The sequence below is a fragment of the Patescibacteria group bacterium genome, assembly GCA_041662665.1.
Taxonomy (GTDB): Bacteria; Patescibacteriota; JABMPQ01; order JABMPQ01; family JAQVVF01; genus JAQVVF01.
This window is the reverse complement of the sequence record JBAZSC010000002.1, coordinates 89787-109012: the sequence shown is the minus strand read 5'-3', so window position 1 is coordinate 109012 and position 19226 is coordinate 89787. Positions and strand designations below refer to the sequence as shown.

The window sequence follows — 19226 nt, the reverse complement described above, 5'->3', positions numbered from 1 at the left end:
AAAGGCGAGGGGTGGGTAAATTACTTTTTAGTACAGACTGGTATAAAAACGAAGATTTATTTACATCTGATTCAAATCAATTGTCTTGGAAATTGTTAAGCAAAGGCAATATTGAAGGTTCAACTAACAAAAATTATGTTGAAGAAACAAGATTTTTCAGAGAATATCTGAGACAAAATAACTTAGCAACTGCTGATGAATTGAATGAATGCAGTGATGCGAAACTAGCAGAACTAACTCAACTAATGGTGACAGATTGGAAAAAAGCAGCTAAGCAACTATCTGAATTAAAAATTAATCAAAAATACAGGATTAATCCGTTAGAAGTAATTTTTATTCACGCTGTCAATAAAAGCGCTTTAACAGGTGTTTATGCGAGGACTGCAAAGCGCTCGTCTGTTGGGAGGTTGGTTAGTGCTGGCGGCTGTGGTGCTGTTGGTGCGGATGTGAGTAGATGGAGGCCTGAGCCGGCCTATGACTTTGTGGGCGTTTCTTTCTCCCGCTAGTGCGGACGATTGGACTCTTGGTTCTTGAGTTCTTGGACACTTGGAATTTTTAAACCTTAAGATATTAATGATGTGGTTACAAAAAAATACCGAAAAATAATTTCGGTATTTTTAATCCTCTTTTGTCCTGTCGGACTCCCGAGGATGAATTATTTTTAGTTTTTTTTATTTTTAAAACTATTCTGCTTTGATTTTTTCTGCAAAAGATTGAACAGTATCTCCGCCGCCGACTTTGATTCTTGGTAATTTTAGTAATTGGCTGGTTTTGTGGACATTGCCATCTTCGGTTGTAAAAGCTGCTTTATATTTATTTTTTTTGATAACATTCAAAACATTATCATTATAGCTACCATATGGATAGGCGAAATAGTCAATTTTTGTATCCAGTCCTTCTTCTAAAGATGCTTTGTTAATCACGATCTCTTGTTCTAATTGTTCAGGAGTTACTTCAGTTAATTTCATATGATTTAAAGTATGTCCGCCAATAAAAACTCGGCCAGATGCAACCATGTATTTTAGGTGATACCAATCTAGATATTTTTCTCGGCCTAAAAAATTGGAAATGATAAAATTAGTAGCTGTTAAATGATTGTCGCGAAGTACTGGAAAAACTTCTTCAAAAAAATCTAAATAGCCATCATCAAATGTTAACATGATTGGTTTTGGTGGTAGAGGAGTCCCATATTTCAAATATTGATAAAGGTCATTAGGAGTAATAGTTGTATAATTTTCTTTTACTAAATATTCCATTTGTTGTTGAAATGTAGATGGAGGTACAGAAAGACCCCAGCCTAAATTGTCTGGTTGTGGAGCAATGTTTCTTACATAATGATAGAGAATAATTGGAACTCTTGTTTCTCGTTCAATAATTTCTGGATCAATTTTTAGATGTTTGATCAAAGCTCCGCTTGCATTTTGTGAATTTGTTTTGTTTGGCTTTTTCTGAGAGTAGGAGGTATAAATGACTGTTGCAAAAACAATTATTAAGCCAAAAATAATGAGGAATTTTTTCATTGTAAATTTAGTATAGCATTTTACTTAGAAATATGAAAATATAAAAAATAATTAAGAATAGGGAAGGGAATAGAGGTTAAAAATTTCCTGCACTTCCCTATTGCTGATTTTTTTATTTTCCGAATAAAATAATTTATTGATAAATATAGCTTAAATTCTTAATTTCTAATTCTAATTTTTAATAAATTTTAAATTTTTAATTTCTAAAAAATCTTTGTGGTTTTTTTGCGGTTTATATTTTTTGGTTTTTACAAAAAATTAAGAATTGTTTCCCATTTTGGTAGGTAGACATGGGTAAGGTAGAAATGACCTTAAAATTTGACAAAATCGTTATTATGTTATATACTTAAACAATTATGAAAAAGGCCTCAATTTTGACAATTTTAGTGATTTTCTTGGCAAGCGTGTTTTTGCCTGGTTTTGGCTTGGCTAAGGTAAATCCTATTCCATATAAAGATAGGGTCGGTTTGAATGTACATTGGGCTTTGGGTGGAGATGGCGATGGTTTAGATACTGATTATCAAACAAGATTAAAAGATAGCAAAACAAAGGTTGTAAGAGAGCATTTTCAGATGGAAACATTATGGGGTAATGATATTAATGCTTGGTTGAGACGTTACGATTTGATAATGGAAAATTATAAAAAACAAAATATTAAGGTGGTAGGCATGTTAGCTTATAATAAAGATCATGATGATTTTAGAGTGCCTAATCCAGTAATTTGGAGAGAATTTGTGGCATTAGTTGCGGATCGTTATAAAGATGATGTTGATGTTTGGGAAATTTGGAATGAACCAGACTCGCCTACTTATTTAACACCAAACAATCCAAAGGCTTATGGAATGATTTTGAAGCCAGCATATTCTGTAATTAAAATGATTGATCCAGAGGCAACTGTAATTACTGGCGGTTTGTCATGGCCAAATCCACATTTTATTGAACAAATGTATCAAAAATATGGAAATTATTTTGATGGGTTAGGCATTCATTTATATTATGCTGACCAATATTTTGCTGAAGGTGGAAGTTTGAATGCATTATTATCTGATTTAGATCGAGCAAGAAGAATTCAAGAAAAATATAAAAAGAATCAAAAAATTTGGATTACTGAAATGGGCGCATCAACTGGTGGAACTGGAATTACAGACGATATGCAAAAAGAATATTTTGAAAATGCAATTCCAGAAATGTTGAGACGTAAATATGTTGAAACAATTTTGCTTTATAATATTAGAGATTATGATTATCGCGGATTGTATGAAAATAATTTTGGTTTATTAAAAGATAATATGCAGAAGAAACCAGCATGGGGTTGGTATGCAAATATTAAAATTGGACCGTATGGAAAGAAAAAGATTGCGAAAGCAGAACAAAAAGTTCTAGTTGCTGAATTAACTAAAAATTTAAAGAAAGAATATTTTAAGACTAAAGAAGATCGCGCAAAATATTTGCCAGGAACATATACATGGAAATGGATTAATCTAAAAAATGCTTACATTTATGGAGGCTATAAAACTAAACAAATTGCATATTCTTTGAAATATGGAAAAGCTGTCAGCTATACAATTCCATTTAGATTATGGAAGGAAACCAAAGATTATAAAGAAGTCATGAAGAATACGTTTGGCGTGAATAAGGCGAGCGTGTCTGTGAAAAAGGCAAAAGTCAAAATTAAAAAGGAAAAAGCTGCAAGCAAAAAATCAAAAGTAACGAAGGAACACTTAAACACTAAAACACCTAAACACTAAAATAAACTGTTTTATTTTGTTGCAGTAGTTTGTTTTAGTGTTTTTTTGTTCGAGTGTTTTGTTGTTTGGCTTGGACTGCGAGGCGTGAAAGAGTAGTGCCTGGAGGCCAGCAGGTTAGAAGAGTAATTATTTTATTATTTGTTTGATTGAAAATTTCAAGATCTGATGGGCTGATGTAAAAAGTTTGAAAAGTTTTGTATTTATATAATTTATTTTTAAAGGCGATAAAGATTAGATCGTCTTTTTTTATTTGGTTTAAATTGGAAAAAATGGAATTGTATTCTCCCCTGTTCCATAAATAATTTGAGGAATGACCGATGTAGACTGAATTGCCAATTTTGTTTGGTTTGGCTGTATAAGGAAAATGAACAATCCCCTTTTTTAGATTTTCTAAAATTATATTTTCATTCTGATTTTTAATAAATTTTATTGGGACAGAAATTCCTAAGTTTGGAATGATTAAAGTATTATTTTCGTAGCTTTTATGATTTAAAATTTTGGTGACTTTTTTTATTTTTGTTTTTTTGTTAATTAAAAAATCAGTTTGTGATATTAGGGTTGGCGTGTTGAATAGGAGATAGGTTGCTATAAATATAGCTAAGATGATGAAGATGTGTTTCGTTGTTTTCATTATAAAAACTCTAAATTCTAAATCCGTTAAAAGCTTCTAAGGTCGCTTTTAACTCCTAAACAAATTTAAATCATCAAAATTCAAATAGCAATAGGTCTTTTATCATTTGGTAATTCTTATTTTGGATTTGTTTAGAATTTAGAAATTAGGATTTTTAATTTTAGTTCATTTCTATTATAATACATTTGGGGAGAGTATTCTTGTCCCTTGAAAAAAAGTCCACCTTCGCTTTCGGCTACGGTGGACAAGGAGGACTGAATGAGAAAGAAAATGGGAGGTTTTTTTATTGGGACAATTTTTTTGTTTGTGAGTTGTGTTGATAGTGTGATAAATGACGGAGTAATCCCAGAGGTTGAATTGCGAAATTATAATGCAAATGATACAAGTTTTGTTGAGCCAAAAAATGGTAATGAGGAATTAGAAAGTGACAATCTTAATGTGGACGTTGATGTTGAAAAAGATGATCCTTGGGATTATCAGAGAGTACAATATCAAATTAAAGATGCAGGATTCAGTTTTTCAAATTTGAATTATTGGAATATTTCTGAAATCAGTAATCTGGAATCAGAATATATTTTTATGATGGGTAATTTTGTTTTCGATGGTCTTGATCATCCAAAAGATGGTGAGATTGTTGTTGAAGGATTAAGTTTCTTGAATGATGAAAGATTGGATTTATGGCATTATGCGATTTTGAAACGTTCCGGTCTTCGTTGCAGAATAGTGGATTATGAAATGAATGATGAAAGTTTAAGATTATTGTTTGATTGTTTGGAAATTCCTGAAGGTTTTGAAGGAGGATGGATGACTGGATTTGTTGAAGATTATTATTTTGTAAAAGGAAATAAAGTTTACTTTTTTTCAGCTTCTGTTTTGAAAAATGATGAAAGTTTTTTGAGAGATTTTGATGACATGATGGAAAGCGTTGAAATTGATTCTTCTCCGTCTTCGGACTCTGACGGAAGAAGGGAGGCAGGGAATGAACGTTAAAAAAGTTGTTGTATTTTCTGGTTTGTTTGTTTTTGGAATTAGTCTTGATTCTTCGGCAGCGCCAATTGAGATTTGGGCTCCATGGGAAGTAGGACAGCGTTGGCAACTTGGTAATGCTGGAAGTTTTTATGGCGAAGGATATCATGTTGGAGCGAGCCATTTTTGTGTTGATGCAAATGCTGTTGATTCTGATGACATGGGGCAGGATCTTTTAGCAGCAGCTGATGGTACTGTTTCGCAAGCATTTTTTAATGATGGCTATGGTTGGATGGTTAGGATTGATCATGCAAATAATACGCAGACACTTTATGCGCATTTGTTGGAACAGCCTGTTGTTTTTGTCGGTCAAAGAGTATCGCATGGTGATGTCATTGGCAGATGTGATAATACGCCAGGCATGCCATTTTCAACTGGTTCTCATTTGCATTTTTGTTTATTTCAAAATGGAGTTTCTGTTCCGCCATCGCCAATGGAAGGACATGATATTTTTAATGGCATTATTATAACTTCACAAAACAGAAGCCAGCCAAGATATTCTTGCGAATATTATCGACAGGATCCTGAAGGATTGATTGAATTGAAACAAGGCGAGGAAAAGGATTTTGTTGTTGCTTTTAGAAATACTGGTTCAAATTCTTGGAGCAATGTGAGAGATAATAATAATTATATTGAGCTAAGGTCAGTAAATCATGATGGTCAATTAGCGCCTAGTTTTCTTTGTCATGAATCTTGGTTAGGAAATAATTGTCAACGCGTAACCAGTCAAACAGCAAATAGAGTTTCTTCTAGCGAGATTGCTTGGTTTAATTTTAAAGTTTTGGCTTCGGAAAATATTGAGCTTGATCATGAATACAAAGTCTATTTCAGAATTTGGCATAAATTAGCTGGATATTTGGATGATTGGGCAGAGATGCATTTTCGAGTAATTGTTAGAAGAATAATCGAATGCCAAGTTGGTCAAATTGAAACTAAGCCTTGTGATTTCTGCGGACAGCAGATTAGAAATTGTACTGATAGATTGTTATGGACTGAATGGAGTCAATGTGGATTATTGCCAGGATTAGAATGCGATCCAAATCAATTTGATATTCAGCCTTGCGGACATTGCGGATCAATGAGACGTGATTGCGATATCACATGCCATTATGGTCCTTGGGATATTTGCAGAGAGCAAGGTGTATGCGAGCCAAATCAAGTTGAAGAAATTGAATGTCCATTTAATATTGGAGAATGTAGAATTGGTCATGCTACAAGGACTTGTGGACCGACATGTCTTTGGGCTAGCATCTCTGATTGTGTTCCAGTCGGTCGAAGTCCAGAAGTATGTGATTTAAAAGATAATGATTGTAATGGATCAATTGATGATGGAGCGCATTGCAAGCAACAAGTTTTTCGGTATTATTATAATAATAATGGAGATGTGGCGCATCTGTATAGATTAGAAAACGATGGAGTTGATGGTTATCGATTTGAAGGCGCACAATTTAAAACCTATCGAGATAAAGTTGATGACAGATTGACAAAATTATTTAAATTAAGAAGAGAAAATCCAAGAGACCATTTTTATACGATTTCAGTAAATGAAAGAGACGGAGCTGTTGGTTATGAACGCAGAGGTGATATTGGCTATTGTTCAAGAGTAGAAGTGTCTGGATCAATACCGCTTTTTAGATTATATAATAATAATGCAACAGACCATTTTTATACAACAAGTAGAGATGAGCGAAATTATGCGAGTGAAAGTTTGGGATATAATAGAGAAGGTATTGAATGTTATGTGTGGGAGCCATAACGACAGATTTAACACAGATTTGTAACAGATGCTACAACAGATACACAGATATCCTAAAAATTAAAAAACGTTCTTTGTGAAGCTAACTGATGAAGTTAGCTTTTTTATTTGTTGATAACTTTTAAGTTAGAGACTCAGCCTTTTACTAAAAAGAAAGTGCAATGTTTTAAATTATGTTTGGTTTAAGAAAATGATTATATTGTTTAAGTAAAAGGCTGAGCCTCTTTGCGGATCTGTGGATATCTTCTTCTTCTTTTTCTTCTTCTTCGAAACTTGTGGTATAATATTGTTAACTAAATTTAATATATCCACTTTCGTTTAAGTTCGCTTAAGCTACGGTGGATCTTAATATAATAAAATAAAATAAAAACATGAAAAAATTGTATTTAATGCTGGCAATTTTAGGGTTGTTCTTTTTGCCTGCATTCGTATTTGCAGCGCCATTTGCATATATTGCAAATTCGATTGACAACACGGTCTCAGTAATTGATGAAGCTTCTTCTTCTGTAATTAAGACAATAGGAGTTGGTACTGCACCGCATGGTGTGGCAATCAATCCTGCTGGAACAAAAGCATACATCAGTAATTATGAAAGCAGCAATGTTTCAGTAATTGATGTTGCGTCTCAAACGCTCATTAATAATATAACAGTTGGCACTCATCCAGATTATTTAGCAAGCAATAGCGCTGGCACTCGGCTATATGTTGGCAACAGGGACAGCGATAATGTATATGTAATTGATATGACTAGCGATGCAGTCATTAGCATAATTTCAATAGGCGGTGAAGTTGGAGGAATTGCAATTTCTTTGGATAACAGCAAAGCATACGTTGTTGATAGTACAAATGATAGAGTGAGAATAGCTAATCTAGTAAATGATGCAAATACAATTACAAAAGATGTGTCAGTAGGAGTAGATCCACTAGGAGCAATAATCAGTCCAATAGGAGACAAGGTCTATATTTCTAATACATATGGCGGTGCAGCTGGCACAGTGTCAGTAATTGATGTAGCGACAGATACAGTTTCAGGAAGTATTGCAGTAGGGAATAATCCAATTGCAATGACGATAAATGAAGATGGATCACGTCTTTATGTGGCTAATTTTCTTTCAGGTTCAATATCAGTTGTTGATACGAGTATTAGATCAGTAATATCAACTTTTACTGTAGGAACAATGCCAATGGGAATTGATTTAAATTCTACAGAAGATGGACTATTAGTAGTTGATTATTCAGCTGATACAGTGTATCAAATTAATTCCTCAACTGGCGTATTATCAAATTCCATTACTGTAGGCAATGGTCCTGTTTCATATTACAATTTTGTGACTCCAACTCCAGCACCGACACCAACTCCAGAACCAACAACAGTTGAGATACAACAACAGAATCTAGTTGATGGAAAGAGAGTTAAATTAAAGAAAGCATTAAAGAAGCAAACAATAGAAGGTCAAGATTTAAAATTGTATTTTAAGAAATTGCCAACAAAATTAACTAAAGGCAGCAAGTATTATATGAAATGGAAGAAGACTAATAAATATCCAAAAGGAATTGAGAAAGTCAAGAAGACGGCGATGAAGAAGGTTTGGAAATTAAATACGAATCTTAAAAAATACAAAGCGAAAGTGAAAAAGCAGAATTATACAATTAAGACAACTTTTACGTACACAGATGCGGAATTTAGAAAATTGAAAAATGCTAATAGTAATGTTAGAGAAAATGAATTAGGACTTTTGGTTAGAAAGACAACAAGCAATACTTGGGTGCCGATTAATGATATTTGGAAGAATGTGACTCTTAAGCATAATGTTGAAAAAAATACTTTTTCTTTTAATATTACAAATTCAACTGAGCTTCCTGTTGTTCCTGCAAATTTGGAGTTTATGATTGTGGAGACTGGGTTTAGTAGTATAATAATTGATGATTCTATTAATGTTGGTCCTGTTCGGTCGATGGCGGTTTATCATGATAAGCTTTATATGGCTGGAACCTTACTTAAATCAACTCGTGATGATGTTTATAGAACTGGTATGGCAAGATATAACGGTCGTAATTTTACTAACATAGAAGGTCATCTTGAAAATGTATTAGATATTGATACAAGTTACATTGATCTCGTTTTTGATAACATGGTTGTATACAATAACGAGTTATATGTTTCTGGCACATATTATGCTGGTACACATCATAATGCAGAATTATTTAATTTTATAGCAAGGTGGAATGGTCGTGAATGGCGAACTGTGGGTGATCGTACTAATTTTGGTGGCAAAATGGCAGTTTATGATGGTGAATTGTATGTTACGGATACTGATAGAAATCAAAATTATCCAATTGAGAAATGGGATGGACATTCTTGGATTTCACTAGCTAATGAATTTCCTGAAAATATTTCTGGTTTTAGTACTGTTTCTGCGATGACTGTTTATAATGGAGAATTATTTTTTGGAGGAAAATTTAAAGATTCAAATTCGGAATGGCATGACTTATTGAAATGGAATGGGCGTTCTTATACGTTTATTGATGTAGGTTCAGAACATTATGGAGAAGATGTGAGATACTTTAAAATGTTAGTTTTTGATAATGAATTGTATATATCAACTAATGTTTATTTTGAAGAGGTTAATTCTAGTGGTGATGGATTATATAAGTGGAATGGAGAATCATTGAGTGTAGTTGATCTTTACAATGGTGCTGATCATGTAAATGGTACATATGTTAACAATATTGGTATCTATAATAATGAACTATTTATGATTGGGGGTTTTGTAGAAAATGATTTTGATTTTAAAGCTGCGAATTGGAATGGAAATTCTTTAACTGTTTTAGATTTAGACTTAAATAGTGATACTTATGATAATTTAATCGATTCAGATTTAATTGAGTATCATAATGATCTATATGGAGCTGATGAAAGTGTTTTAATAAAATATCATGCTCAGAATTAATTAAATGTTTGTTGCTGGTAGATTTTAAGAATTTTTAAGACGGATTTGAAAAAAAAGTTCACCTTCGTCTCCCTTTTTAGAGAGACTTTGGTGAATAAATCCGTCTTTTTTATTTGTTGATAACTTTTATAATAAAAGTGTTATAATATATTAAACATTATAGTTATTAAAAATAAATTAAAAAAATGAAGAAAATTATATTATCAAGCATTATTTTTTGTTTGTGTTTTGCATTTGGATCTATCAATTTTGCTGATGCAAAAATGTTTAAAGATCATTTGAATTCTATTGGCAATTATTTGAATCATGCAAAGTATGGCCAATTAGTTGATACTTATGCAAAATCAAGATCAACAGGATATTTAATTGGTACTTTTTTGTCTGAAGGACATTATTATTCAAAAAGTATTTTGAAAACAGAAATTAAACAGACAGATTATTTAGTGTTGCAAAAAAAGACTTTGACAGCGTCTCAATGGAATAGCTATTTTACTAGCGTTAATGCAAGAAAAAGAGGCATAGTAATCGCTAGAAAAGTTCCAACTTGCAGTATTTATCCACAAGCTGTTGTTTTTCAAGTTGTCAAAAAAAATAATGGTGTTGTAACTCTGAAAGGATATTTAGAGACTTATATTTCAACGTTGCATGAGTCTGGACTGCTATGATTTAGATAAGTTAGACTAGTTAGATAAGTTAGACTGGTTATTGTTTTCTTGTTTTTTTGTTTTATTGTTAAATTATCTTAAATAATATGAAAAACAAAATTAAATTTTTATTAATTTCCGTCTTGGTGATGAGTTGTGTTTTGTTGGTTTCAAATTTTGTTCTGGCAGCTGATGAGTACGTGCCAGATCAAATCATTGTAAAATTAAAACAAAATGTGGCGACAACTGCAGATGCAGTTGGAAAGATAGCTCAAGGTTTTAACACAACAATTTTAAGGACAGATGAATCGGCAAATTTTGCGGTTTTGAAATTGCCAACAACTGCGACTGTTGATCAAGCTGTTGCTTATTATAATAATAAAAAGTTAAGACCAGAAGTAGAATATGCAGAGCCGAATTATATTTATCATATGAGTTGGAGTCCGAATGATCCATATCGTGTTAATCAGTGGAATTTTAATGCAATAAATATGGCTGAAGCATGGGATTATGATACAACAGCTCCTTTGCATGGAGGCGATCCATCAGTTGTTGTTGCTGTAGTTGATACTGGTATAGCCTATGAAGATTTTGATATTTATTCTAAAGCTAGTGATTTTACAGGAATTTATCCAACTTTTGCTTCCGGATATGATTTTGTAAATAATGATACTCATGCAAATGATGATCAAGGTCATGGAACACATGTTGCAAGTACAATTGCTGAAAGTACAGACAATAGTATTTATACTGCAGGCATTGCTTTTAATTCAACGATAATGCCAGTTAAGGTTTTGGATTCAAATGGTTCTGGTGATGCAGCTAAGACAGCTTCTGGAATTACATGGGCAAAAGATCATGGTGCTACAATTATTAATATGAGTTTGGGATCAACTGCTTATTCACAAACTGTGGCTGATGCAGTAACAGCAGCTGCTAATGCTGGTGTAATAATGGTAGCTGCAGCAGGTAACGGTGGGCAGGATGGGGTTGGTGATCCTGAATTGGATTATCCAGCAAGATTGTCGCAAGTCATTTCTGTTGGATCAACAAGATATCATAACAATTTAAGATCGAGTTTTTCGAATTATGGAAATGGATTGGATCTTGTTGCGCCAGGTGGTCAGACAGACGAAGGTTATTTTATGGGAACATATTCTTTTAATGCAACATATGGAGCGCCTTGTACTTATGACCCTACTGGAACGTTTGGTGATCCTGGTTGTTTTATTGGTTCAGATGGAATTTTACAACAAAGCTTTGCTTATTTTTTCTTGCCAGTGAATTATGCAGGAAATGCTACAACAGTTGCTTGGTTAATTAATGGGACTTCTCAAGCAACACCTCATGTTGCAGGAACGGCAGCACTTTTGAAGGCTTATGGTGTGCCAAATAATAATTTAAGATCAATTATTGATAATTCAGCGACAGATCTTGGAACTTCTGGATATGATACAGAATATGGTCATGGACTTTTGAATGCTGCAAATGCTTTTACATTTCCAACAATAACATCTCTTTCAACATCTTCGGCAGATAATTCTAGCAATACAAATATAACTGTAAGTGGATCAAATTTTGTGGCAGGTGCAACGATGGCAATTGGAGCAACTGCTTTGACTAATGTTAATGTTGTTAATAGTTCAACAATTACGGCAATTGTTCCAAAACATTTATCTTCCGGTTCATATGATATTTCAGTAACTTCAAATGGCAAGACAACTTCAGCATCAAATTCATTTACTGTTTTAAATTCTGCTCCAAGCGATGTTTCTAATTTGAGAGTAAGGGCTTCAAATGGCAGAGTCTATTTTAAATGGAAAAATCCAACAACTTGGGATTTTGATAAAGTTAAAATAAGGAGAAAAAATAAATCATTTCCAACAAGCTATTCTGATGGCAAGAAAGTTTTTAATAAAAGTAAAACGAGTTTTACAAATAAAAATTTGAATCGAAATAAAAAGTATTATTATAAAATATATACTTATGATACAGCAGGCAATTATTCTTCTGGCGTGCCAGTAGTCGTAGTGCCAAAAAATAATTCTATAGTTTCAGAAAGTTCTAATAATTATGTTGCAACAGGCGATGTGAATAAAGATGGATTGGACGAAATGATTGTTGGCGCAAAAAAAGGTCATGAATCAAAGATTTATGTTACTAACAAAAACGGCGATAAATTATACAAAAAAAATGGTTTTTATCCATTTGGAAGTGGTAAAAGTAATTGTGGGATTAATGTTGCTTCTGGTGATTTGAATATGGATGGAACAGACGAGATTATTGCAAGTCAAGGCGCGCCTTGCAAATCAAGAGTTAAAGTTTTTAATAAATCCGGAAAATCAAAATTTAAGAAAAAAGGTTTTAAGCCGTTTAAAAAAGGAGTTGGCGTAACTGTTGCATCTGGTGATTTAGATGGTGATAATTATGATGAAATTATTGTTGGGCAAGAAAAAGATCAAGCAAAAATTTATATGTATAAATTGTCTGGAAATAGTTTTGTAAAAGTTTTTAAATCCAAAGGTTTTAAAGCATATTCAGGCAATAATGGTGTTAGAGTTTTTAGCGGAGATTTGGATTTTGATGGCAAAGATGAAATTGTAACTATGCCGAATTCAGCAAAAAAAGAAATTAAAGTATTCACAAAAACTGGCAAGAAAAAATTTAAAAGCTCTGGTTTTTTGCCGTATGGGAATTATACTAATTATGTGAGAACTTTTGTTGGTGATTCAAATACTGATGGATATTATGAAATTAATACATCTTCTTCTGGCAGTTCTTTAATAAAAGCATTCAGTTACAAAGGACAAAAATCTACTCCGAAAGTTATAAATAATTATACTCTGAATTCAAAAGAATTTGCAGTTGGACGTTTCTAATCTTTATTATTAATTTTTTAAAAATAAAAAAATATTATGAGCATTTTGAAAAGGACGAATGTCTTAAAAAGTTTGCGAATTGTTGCAGTAGTTATGTTTTTAATTGGCATAGCTGGATTATTTTCGTTTAGTCGTTTGGTATTTGCTTCTGATTATCGGTCTGATGAAGTTGTAGTGAAATTTAAAAAAGGTTTTTTCAAAACTATTACCGGAAATTTGTGTGCCAATTATGGAATTATTGTCAAAAAGAAAGGAACAGGCTATACTGTTTTGCAAGTTCCAGCAGGAAGGACAGTTGAAGAACTTTTAGCATTATTAAAAGATGATACTAGAGTAAAATATGCTCATCCAAATTATCAAGGAAAATTATCTTGGCGTCCTAATGATCCATATTATCCTGTGCAATGGAATTTTGATAGAAATCATTTAAATATGGAAAAAGCTTGGGGTAAAACGAGAGGCAAAAGCAGCGTGAAAGTGGCAATCGTTGATACTGGTGTTGCATATGAGAACTATAGTGTCTATAAAAAAGCGCCAGATTTGGCAAATTCAAAATTTGTTTATCCATATAATAATGCGATAGATTTTTTTGGGACAGTAAGCTATCATGCAAATGATGATTATGGACATGGTACGCATGTTGCTGGAACAATTGCTCAAAGTACTAATAATGGAATTGGTGTTGCTGGTGTTGCTTCAAATATTTCGATAATTCCGATTGATGTTTTTTATTCTGATGGCAGTACTTTGTCTTCGAATGTTGCTGATGGTATCTACTGGGCGATCAATCATGGAGCAAATGTAATCACAATGAGCTTGGAATTTCAATATCCAGTTCAAGTTGTTGAGGAGGCAATTCAGACTGCAAATGAACATGGAATTTTGGTAACTGTTGCTGCTGGAAATGGAAAAAGGCCTTGGCCATATGGCGATGGAATTGATTCAACTGGTGATTCTTCATTAGCTTATCCCGCGGCATATAAAGAATCATTTTCTGTAGGAGCAACTGATTATGCAGATTTGAGAACCTATTATTCAAACTATGGGAACAATCTTGATATTATGGCACCAGGTGGTGATACTTATGCTGATTTAAACAGCGATGGTTATTTAGATGGTATTCTACAACAAACATATACTGACCCAACTAAAAGTTACAAAAAATTCTCATTGCAATTATATCAAGGTACTTCAATGGCAACTCCGCATGTTGCTGGTGTTGCAGCATTGTTATTTTCAAAAGGAAAAACTTATTCACAAGTTAAAAAAGCATTAAAAAGAACAGCGTATGAAGGAATGACAAATTACAGCAAGTTTGAATATGGTGCTGGAAGATTAAATGCTGGAAAGGCTTTGAGCTATAAATTTTGTTCGAAAGCAACTTTACAAATATATAAAGATAATGTTACAAAATATACAAGATTGATGAAAAAATATAATGTTGGATCTAAAAAATATGAGTATTATAAATCTTTGAAAAAGAAATGGGAAAAGAAAGTAACTTGGTGCAAGTCGCATATGTAAACCACAAATTTTACACAGATTTGATACAGATTTAACACAAATACACAAATAAAAATACTGAGAATAATCTCAGTATTTTTTGCGTTTTTTTGTATTTTTAGTTTTTTGTATTTTTACGTTTTACACGAATTAAGCCAGAACAAGGAATAATCTTGATGCCTTTTTGTTCTAATTTGTCTAAGAATAAATTCATGCCTAAAGAATCTGATGAGATATGTCCGGCGACTAGAACATTGATATTTGCTTTTTCAGCAGCTTCTTTGTTTTCTTTTGACATATGCATAGCAACAGTTGTTCCAATACCGACATTTGCCATTTTTTCATAAATTTCTTTTGAGCCTTCTGTTCCGCCAGTCATTTCTGTAATTACAATTTTTCCAGCACGATGTTTTGGATCGCCGACCATTAGATATGGTCCGAAGCCCATTTTTTTAGCTTCTCGATATTCTGGAATTTTCAAAAGTGAATCTAAGGCTTCTTTGAGGTTATAGATTTTTTCTTTTTCAAAATGCTTTTTTAAGAAATCAACTGCTAAATTATCGCAAACAGTGTGAGTATTAATAAAGCCGATATTTAATATTTTTGCAGCATCAATTGTTTGATAATGATTGATTGGTTTTACAGAATTGGTAACTTCAGAAATTCTTTTTTCTAATAATTTTTCAGCAATGTTAGCTGGTAAGCCATAAGATTCTAAAACACCAGCTTGCATTTGCATGACATCTTCTAATCCATCAGCTAAAGATTTGCCAATTGGATGATGCATAATAATCAAATCTGCATTAATTTTATCAGCAAGCAATACTTCGCCAGTATTAATATCAATGCCAGTTAAAACTTTTTTAATTTTTTTGTTGGGCTTGTCAATTTGTATTCTGGTATCAGAATATGGATTGAAAAATTTGTCTTTGTCAAAATATTCTTTTTCTGATTTCGGTAAATTCTGATATTCTTTTTTGGCATCTGATAATACTCTATCAATATCTTCTTTATTTCTGAGATCAGCTTTTATGCCAAGTTCGATTGATAATTTGTAGATTTGTTCAATTGTCATAAAATTTACAATTTAAAAGGGGTAAAAAATATTTTTTTATTCGTTCTGTAACTTGATTAGTACTTTTTGCGAAAAGTACTAATCTTCGAACATGCATCACTCATAAAAAAATAATTTTTACCCCTTATGGATTTTATAATATTATTTATATTATTTTACAGTTTCAACAATTTTCTTGAAAATGTCGGTGTGATTAACAGCTAAGTCAGCTAAAACTTTACGATCTAATTCGATTTTGTGTTTTTTCAAAGCAAAAATAAATTTGCTGTAAGATAAATCGTATTGTTTTAATGCTGCACTAAGTCTGATAATCCAAACTTGTCTAAAATCAGCTTTCTTTTTTTTGCGATCACGAAAAGCATATCGTTGTGCATGAAGATAAGCTTCTTTGGCAGCTCGATATTTTTTTGATCGGCCAGTAATGTAGCCTTTAGTACGTTTTAAGATTTTTTTGCGTCTTTTGTTAGCTATTGTTCCTCTTTTAACTCTTGGCATTGTTTAAAAAGATATAAATATTTAATAAAGTTTAAACGTAAGGTAATGACTTTTTGACATGGCTAACATTGCCAGCAAAAACTATTTTGTCAGATTTTTTGATACGAGAATCTGTTCCATTTTCTCTTGCGTTAAAATGGTCTTGATTTGGAGTTCTCTGAGCAAATTTGTTTTTTCCTGTTTTCCAAAATCTTTTTGCTGTAGCTTTGTGAGTTTTTAGTTTAGGCATAAGTTATAATTATGAATATACGAAATTAAATTTTGCATTCCAAAATTTAATTTGCAAATGTTGCGAATATGCGAATTTGCGAATTCGTTTTTCTGCCGATAGACAGAATTTTGTTAAATTAAAAAATCTTTTTATTAGGTTAACACGAAATAATATGATTGACAAGGGTTTTAAGCCTTAGCAACAACCATAGCCATACCTAGTCTTTGTCTTTTTGGCTGTTGTTCAACTTTGATCTTAGTTTCCATAGTATCAACAAAGCGGTGAAGCGTTGCATTAACTAAATCCATATGAGCATTTTCGCGACCTTTGATGACTATTTCGATTCTGACTTTATTGCCTTCGCTTAAAAATTTATCAGCTTGTTTTGCTTTGAATTCTAAATCGTTATCAGAAATTCTAGGAGAAATTCGGATACCCTTTATTTCAACTTTTTTGGCTTTTTTCTTTTGTTGCTGTTCTTGTTTTTCTTTCTGATATTTATATTTTCCAAAATCTAAAAATTTACAAACAGGAGGATGAACATCTGGAGCGACTTCGACTAGATCAAAACCTCTTTCTTTTGCAAGAGAGATGGCTTTGTAAGTTGGTAGAATTCCTAAACTTTTGCCAGTTTCATCAATAACAGCAACTTGTGGCAATCTAATTTCTTCGTTAACCCAAGTTCGTTTGAATCTTTTTGGGTTGAATTTTTTGTAGTGTGATCGATACTTTATATGTTTGTGATTATAACAGTTAACAGTTAAAAGTTAACAGTTAACAGTTAAATGTTTAATAAATGGAGGTGGCGAGAATTGCACTCGCGTGTAAAAAGTTTGCTTAAAAAACTTTTACAAGTTTATCTGGTTTTGGTTGTCTCGAATAATAAACTTAAAACCAAAAAAATATTTATTACTCAAAGCCGTTAAAATTTTCAATATTTCCTAAGGCGAGAAAATATCTACATTCGTACGATGACACCTAATTCCCACACACGAATCTAGCGGGATAGATGGTAATCGGGTATTAAGCGACTACAGTTGAAGGTTGAAATGAAAAAGATTGAGCAAAAGCTTTTACTTTTTCAGAGACCTTTGATAATAAGTTTGCACTTATAATAATGCAAGAAGTTTAGAGAGTATCTTGCAACTCTACATGAATTTTTTAAACTACGCTCTTTAGCGAAGCTTGACACCCCCCGTGGCCTGAAATTACCAAATTCCAAATTCCAAACCTTTACTTCTACGATTTGGAGCGAAAAAGTCTTTGAGTTTCTCTTTGACTTTCTCTTTTTTTGATATCTTGTCTTTTATCAAATAATTTCTTGCCGCGGCAAATGCCAAGTTCAAGCTTAATTAATCCCTTTTTAGTATAAACTGAAATAGGGATAAATGTCAAGCCCTTTTGCTTTTTTAAGCCAATAAGTCTTAATACTTCATTTTTTTTAAGAAGTAATTTTCTTGATCTTGTTGGTTCGTATGATTTTAAATTGCCAGCAAATTTATATGGAGAAATGTGGGCATTTAAAAGCCAGGCTTCTGGTTGATGATTATGTCCAGTATAACTAATTGTGACATAGGCGCCTTTTAGGCTAATATTTTTTTGTTTAGCTGATTTTACTTCTTGACCTTGCAATTTTAAACCAGCCTCTAATTTTTCAAGAATATTATAATCGTGGAATGCCTTTTTGTTGACTGCTAGAATCATAATACAAATATACAAATTTATGCAAATGATACGAATATGCAAATTACGAATCGACTTCTGTTGATTATATTATACATATTAAATAATGTAAATCCAAATAAAAAACGCTAGAAAACTAGCGTGAATGAAAGATCAGGCGAGCCAAGCGAGGAAAAGATTGCGTTCTTTGTGACCACGAACATTGGACCACATTTGCGGTTTTTCAGGATGTTGCTCTCGGCCTTGGCAGCTGGTGCATTTATGGTCAGTCGAAAAATGTTGACTTGGCAAATGTTCTAATGCGAGTTCGTAAATCATCAAGGTATTGCTATAAGCTACTTGTCCAGATCTTGGTCCGTGGATTACTGTAACATGGTCATTGATTACAGAATATTTTTGATCACCGAAACGAATGTTGAGTTGGTGTGCGAGTTCAATATTCTTTGGATTTGAATGATCATAACCATTGCAACAAGGACCGATTCCGGCTCCGAACCAGAATTTGAGTTCTTCTGGTGGATTGCCAAGAGCAGAAATTGCTTGCTGAATGATGTCAGGTGAACCATCTTCTCGATAGAAACATTTCAGTCCAAGATGCATTAAAACAAAACGACGAGTTTTTTCATGATACAAAATTCCACAATGACAGTCGGCATTGAAAATGGCAGCTGGTGCTGCATTTTCAATTACAACTCCATCAGCAGGTGTAATAGTTCGGAAAAGGCCATTTTCTTCTTCGAAAACAAAATTGTTAAAGCTTTGAGGAACTACAGTATTGGTGAATTGAACTTTTGGAGCGATGACAGTATATTCGTGATGTCCAATCATTGCAAGAATTTGATTCATTCTTTCTTTGAATCCTACGCTCTTGGGATGAAAATTATCGGGACAGCCAAGATGAAGATACTTTACTTTGCCGTCGAAAATTGTCTGTACTTGTGAGAGAACGTGCTGTTCGTCCATTTTTCCTTCCTCCTCCTGCTGTGGGGATGCAATAAAATCCGCCTTCGTCTTGCGAGACTACGGCGGACAAAGTAGTATTACATAAAAATGTGATGAAGTCAATGTTTTGCTGATAAAATTCGAAACTCGGTTTTGTACAAA

Annotated in this window: 16 protein-coding genes and 1 other RNA gene; 8 read left to right on the top strand and 9 right to left on the bottom strand. The window is 32.8% G+C overall.

Translation table 11 applies throughout. The annotated features are described in order from the left end of the window. The coding region (locus tag WC663_03780; GenBank protein MFA6296448.1) for a hypothetical protein at positions 1–506 on the top strand (506 nt) is incomplete at its 5' end. Positions 507–683: 177 nt separating this feature from the next. Here the strand turns inward: WC663_03780 and WC663_03775 are convergent. Then, the gene (locus WC663_03775) at positions 684–1520 is read right to left on the bottom strand and encodes a polysaccharide deacetylase family protein (GenBank protein ID MFA6296447.1); all 837 of its coding nucleotides are present in this window, start codon (positions 1518–1520) and stop codon (positions 684–686) included. 356 nt (positions 1521–1876) lie between these two features. Here WC663_03775 and WC663_03770 point away from each other — a divergent pair, with 356 nt between their 5' ends. Continuing rightward, positions 1877–3268, top strand: coding sequence for a glycosyl hydrolase (locus tag WC663_03770; GenBank protein ID MFA6296446.1), 1392 nt, complete (start codon positions 1877–1879; stop codon positions 3266–3268). Positions 3269–3302: 34 nt separating this feature from the next. Here WC663_03770 and WC663_03765 read toward each other — a convergent pair whose 3' ends face one another. After that, the gene (locus tag WC663_03765) at positions 3303–3899 is read right to left on the bottom strand and encodes a sortase (protein ID MFA6296445.1); all 597 of its coding nucleotides are present in this window, start codon (positions 3897–3899) and stop codon (positions 3303–3305) included. A 258-nt stretch (positions 3900–4157) separates the two neighbouring features. Here WC663_03765 and WC663_03760 point away from each other — a divergent pair, with 258 nt between their 5' ends. From WC663_03760 to WC663_03735, 6 genes are all read left to right on the top strand, one after another. Beyond that, on the top strand, positions 4158–4889 hold the full coding sequence (locus WC663_03760) for a hypothetical protein (GenBank protein ID MFA6296444.1): 732 nt from the start codon (positions 4158–4160) through the stop codon (positions 4887–4889). Next, a complete protein-coding gene (locus WC663_03755) occupies positions 4879–6681 on the top strand; it encodes a peptidoglycan DD-metalloendopeptidase family protein (protein ID MFA6296443.1) in 1803 nt (600 codons plus the stop codon). Before WC663_03760 ends, WC663_03755 begins: the two co-directional genes overlap by 11 nt. A gap of 371 nt (positions 6682–7052) precedes the next feature. After that, complete coding sequence (locus WC663_03750; protein MFA6296442.1) at positions 7053–9632, top strand: YncE family protein; 2580 nt, start codon at positions 7053–7055, stop codon at positions 9630–9632. Between the two features lie 185 nt (positions 9633–9817). Then, positions 9818–10297: a hypothetical protein gene (locus tag WC663_03745; GenBank protein ID MFA6296441.1), complete on the top strand. Its 480-nt coding sequence runs from the start codon at positions 9818–9820 to the stop codon at positions 10295–10297. Between the two features lie 86 nt (positions 10298–10383). Further along, positions 10384–13155: a S8 family serine peptidase gene (locus WC663_03740; GenBank protein ID MFA6296440.1), complete on the top strand. Its 2772-nt coding sequence runs from the start codon at positions 10384–10386 to the stop codon at positions 13153–13155. A gap of 36 nt (positions 13156–13191) precedes the next feature. Continuing rightward, entirely contained in the window at positions 13192–14679 is a 1488-nt protein-coding gene (locus tag WC663_03735) for a S8 family peptidase (GenBank protein ID MFA6296439.1), read from the top strand. A 97-nt stretch (positions 14680–14776) separates the two neighbouring features. Here the strand turns inward: WC663_03735 and WC663_03730 are convergent, their stop codons facing one another. The 7 genes from WC663_03730 to WC663_03700 all read right to left on the bottom strand — a co-directional run bounded on the left by WC663_03730 (position 14777) and on the right by WC663_03700 (position 19085). Continuing rightward, positions 14777–15733: a Nif3-like dinuclear metal center hexameric protein gene (locus WC663_03730; protein MFA6296438.1), complete on the bottom strand. Its 957-nt coding sequence runs from the start codon at positions 15731–15733 to the stop codon at positions 14777–14779. 150 nt (positions 15734–15883) lie between these two features. Continuing rightward, the gene (rplT, locus tag WC663_03725; GenBank protein MFA6296437.1) at positions 15884–16228 is read right to left on the bottom strand and encodes a 50S ribosomal protein L20; all 345 of its coding nucleotides are present in this window, start codon (positions 16226–16228) and stop codon (positions 15884–15886) included. Positions 16229–16259: 31 nt separating this feature from the next. Beyond that, positions 16260–16457, bottom strand: a complete 198-nt coding sequence (locus WC663_03720) for a 50S ribosomal protein L35 (GenBank protein ID MFA6296436.1) — start codon at positions 16455–16457, stop codon at positions 16260–16262. A 170-nt stretch (positions 16458–16627) separates the two neighbouring features. Next, entirely contained in the window at positions 16628–17173 is a 546-nt protein-coding gene (infC, locus tag WC663_03715) for a translation initiation factor IF-3 (protein ID MFA6296435.1), read from the bottom strand. 60 nt (positions 17174–17233) lie between these two features. Further along, positions 17234–17635: a transfer-messenger RNA gene (gene ssrA / locus WC663_03710) on the bottom strand. A gap of 43 nt (positions 17636–17678) precedes the next feature. Further along, positions 17679–18143: an SsrA-binding protein SmpB gene (smpB, locus tag WC663_03705; protein MFA6296434.1), complete on the bottom strand. Its 465-nt coding sequence runs from the start codon at positions 18141–18143 to the stop codon at positions 17679–17681. Between the two features lie 132 nt (positions 18144–18275). Next, complete coding sequence (locus tag WC663_03700) at positions 18276–19085, bottom strand: laccase domain-containing protein (GenBank protein MFA6296433.1); 810 nt, start codon at positions 19083–19085, stop codon at positions 18276–18278. Positions 19086–19226 lie beyond the last annotated feature (141 nt).

What these genes read in the sequence shown, in the direction of transcription:
- WC663_03775 (MFA6296447.1), bottom strand. Translation starts at nt 1,520, where the DNA reads ATGAAAAAATTCCTCATTATTTTTGGCTTAATAATTGTTTTTGCAACA.
- WC663_03770 (MFA6296446.1), top strand. Translation starts at nt 1,877, where the DNA reads ATGAAAAAGGCCTCAATTTTGACAATTTTAGTGATTTTCTTGGCAAGC.
- WC663_03765 (MFA6296445.1), bottom strand. Translation starts at nt 3,899, where the DNA reads ATGAAAACAACGAAACACATCTTCATCATCTTAGCTATATTTATAGCA.
- WC663_03760 (MFA6296444.1), top strand. Translation starts at nt 4,158, where the DNA reads ATGAGAAAGAAAATGGGAGGTTTTTTTATTGGGACAATTTTTTTGTTT.
- WC663_03755 (MFA6296443.1), top strand. Translation starts at nt 4,879, where the DNA reads ATGAACGTTAAAAAAGTTGTTGTATTTTCTGGTTTGTTTGTTTTTGGA.
- WC663_03750 (MFA6296442.1), top strand. Translation starts at nt 7,053, where the DNA reads ATGAAAAAATTGTATTTAATGCTGGCAATTTTAGGGTTGTTCTTTTTG.
- WC663_03745 (MFA6296441.1), top strand. Translation starts at nt 9,818, where the DNA reads ATGAAGAAAATTATATTATCAAGCATTATTTTTTGTTTGTGTTTTGCA.
- WC663_03740 (MFA6296440.1), top strand. Translation starts at nt 10,384, where the DNA reads ATGAAAAACAAAATTAAATTTTTATTAATTTCCGTCTTGGTGATGAGT.
- WC663_03735 (MFA6296439.1), top strand. Translation starts at nt 13,192, where the DNA reads ATGAGCATTTTGAAAAGGACGAATGTCTTAAAAAGTTTGCGAATTGTT.
- WC663_03730 (MFA6296438.1), bottom strand. Translation starts at nt 15,733, where the DNA reads ATGACAATTGAACAAATCTACAAATTATCAATCGAACTTGGCATAAAA.
- rplT (MFA6296437.1), bottom strand. Translation starts at nt 16,228, where the DNA reads ATGCCAAGAGTTAAAAGAGGAACAATAGCTAACAAAAGACGCAAAAAA.
- WC663_03720 (MFA6296436.1), bottom strand. Translation starts at nt 16,457, where the DNA reads ATGCCTAAACTAAAAACTCACAAAGCTACAGCAAAAAGATTTTGGAAA.
- smpB (MFA6296434.1), bottom strand. Translation starts at nt 18,143, where the DNA reads ATGATTCTAGCAGTCAACAAAAAGGCATTCCACGATTATAATATTCTT.
- WC663_03700 (MFA6296433.1), bottom strand. Translation starts at nt 19,085, where the DNA reads ATGGACGAACAGCACGTTCTCTCACAAGTACAGACAATTTTCGACGGC.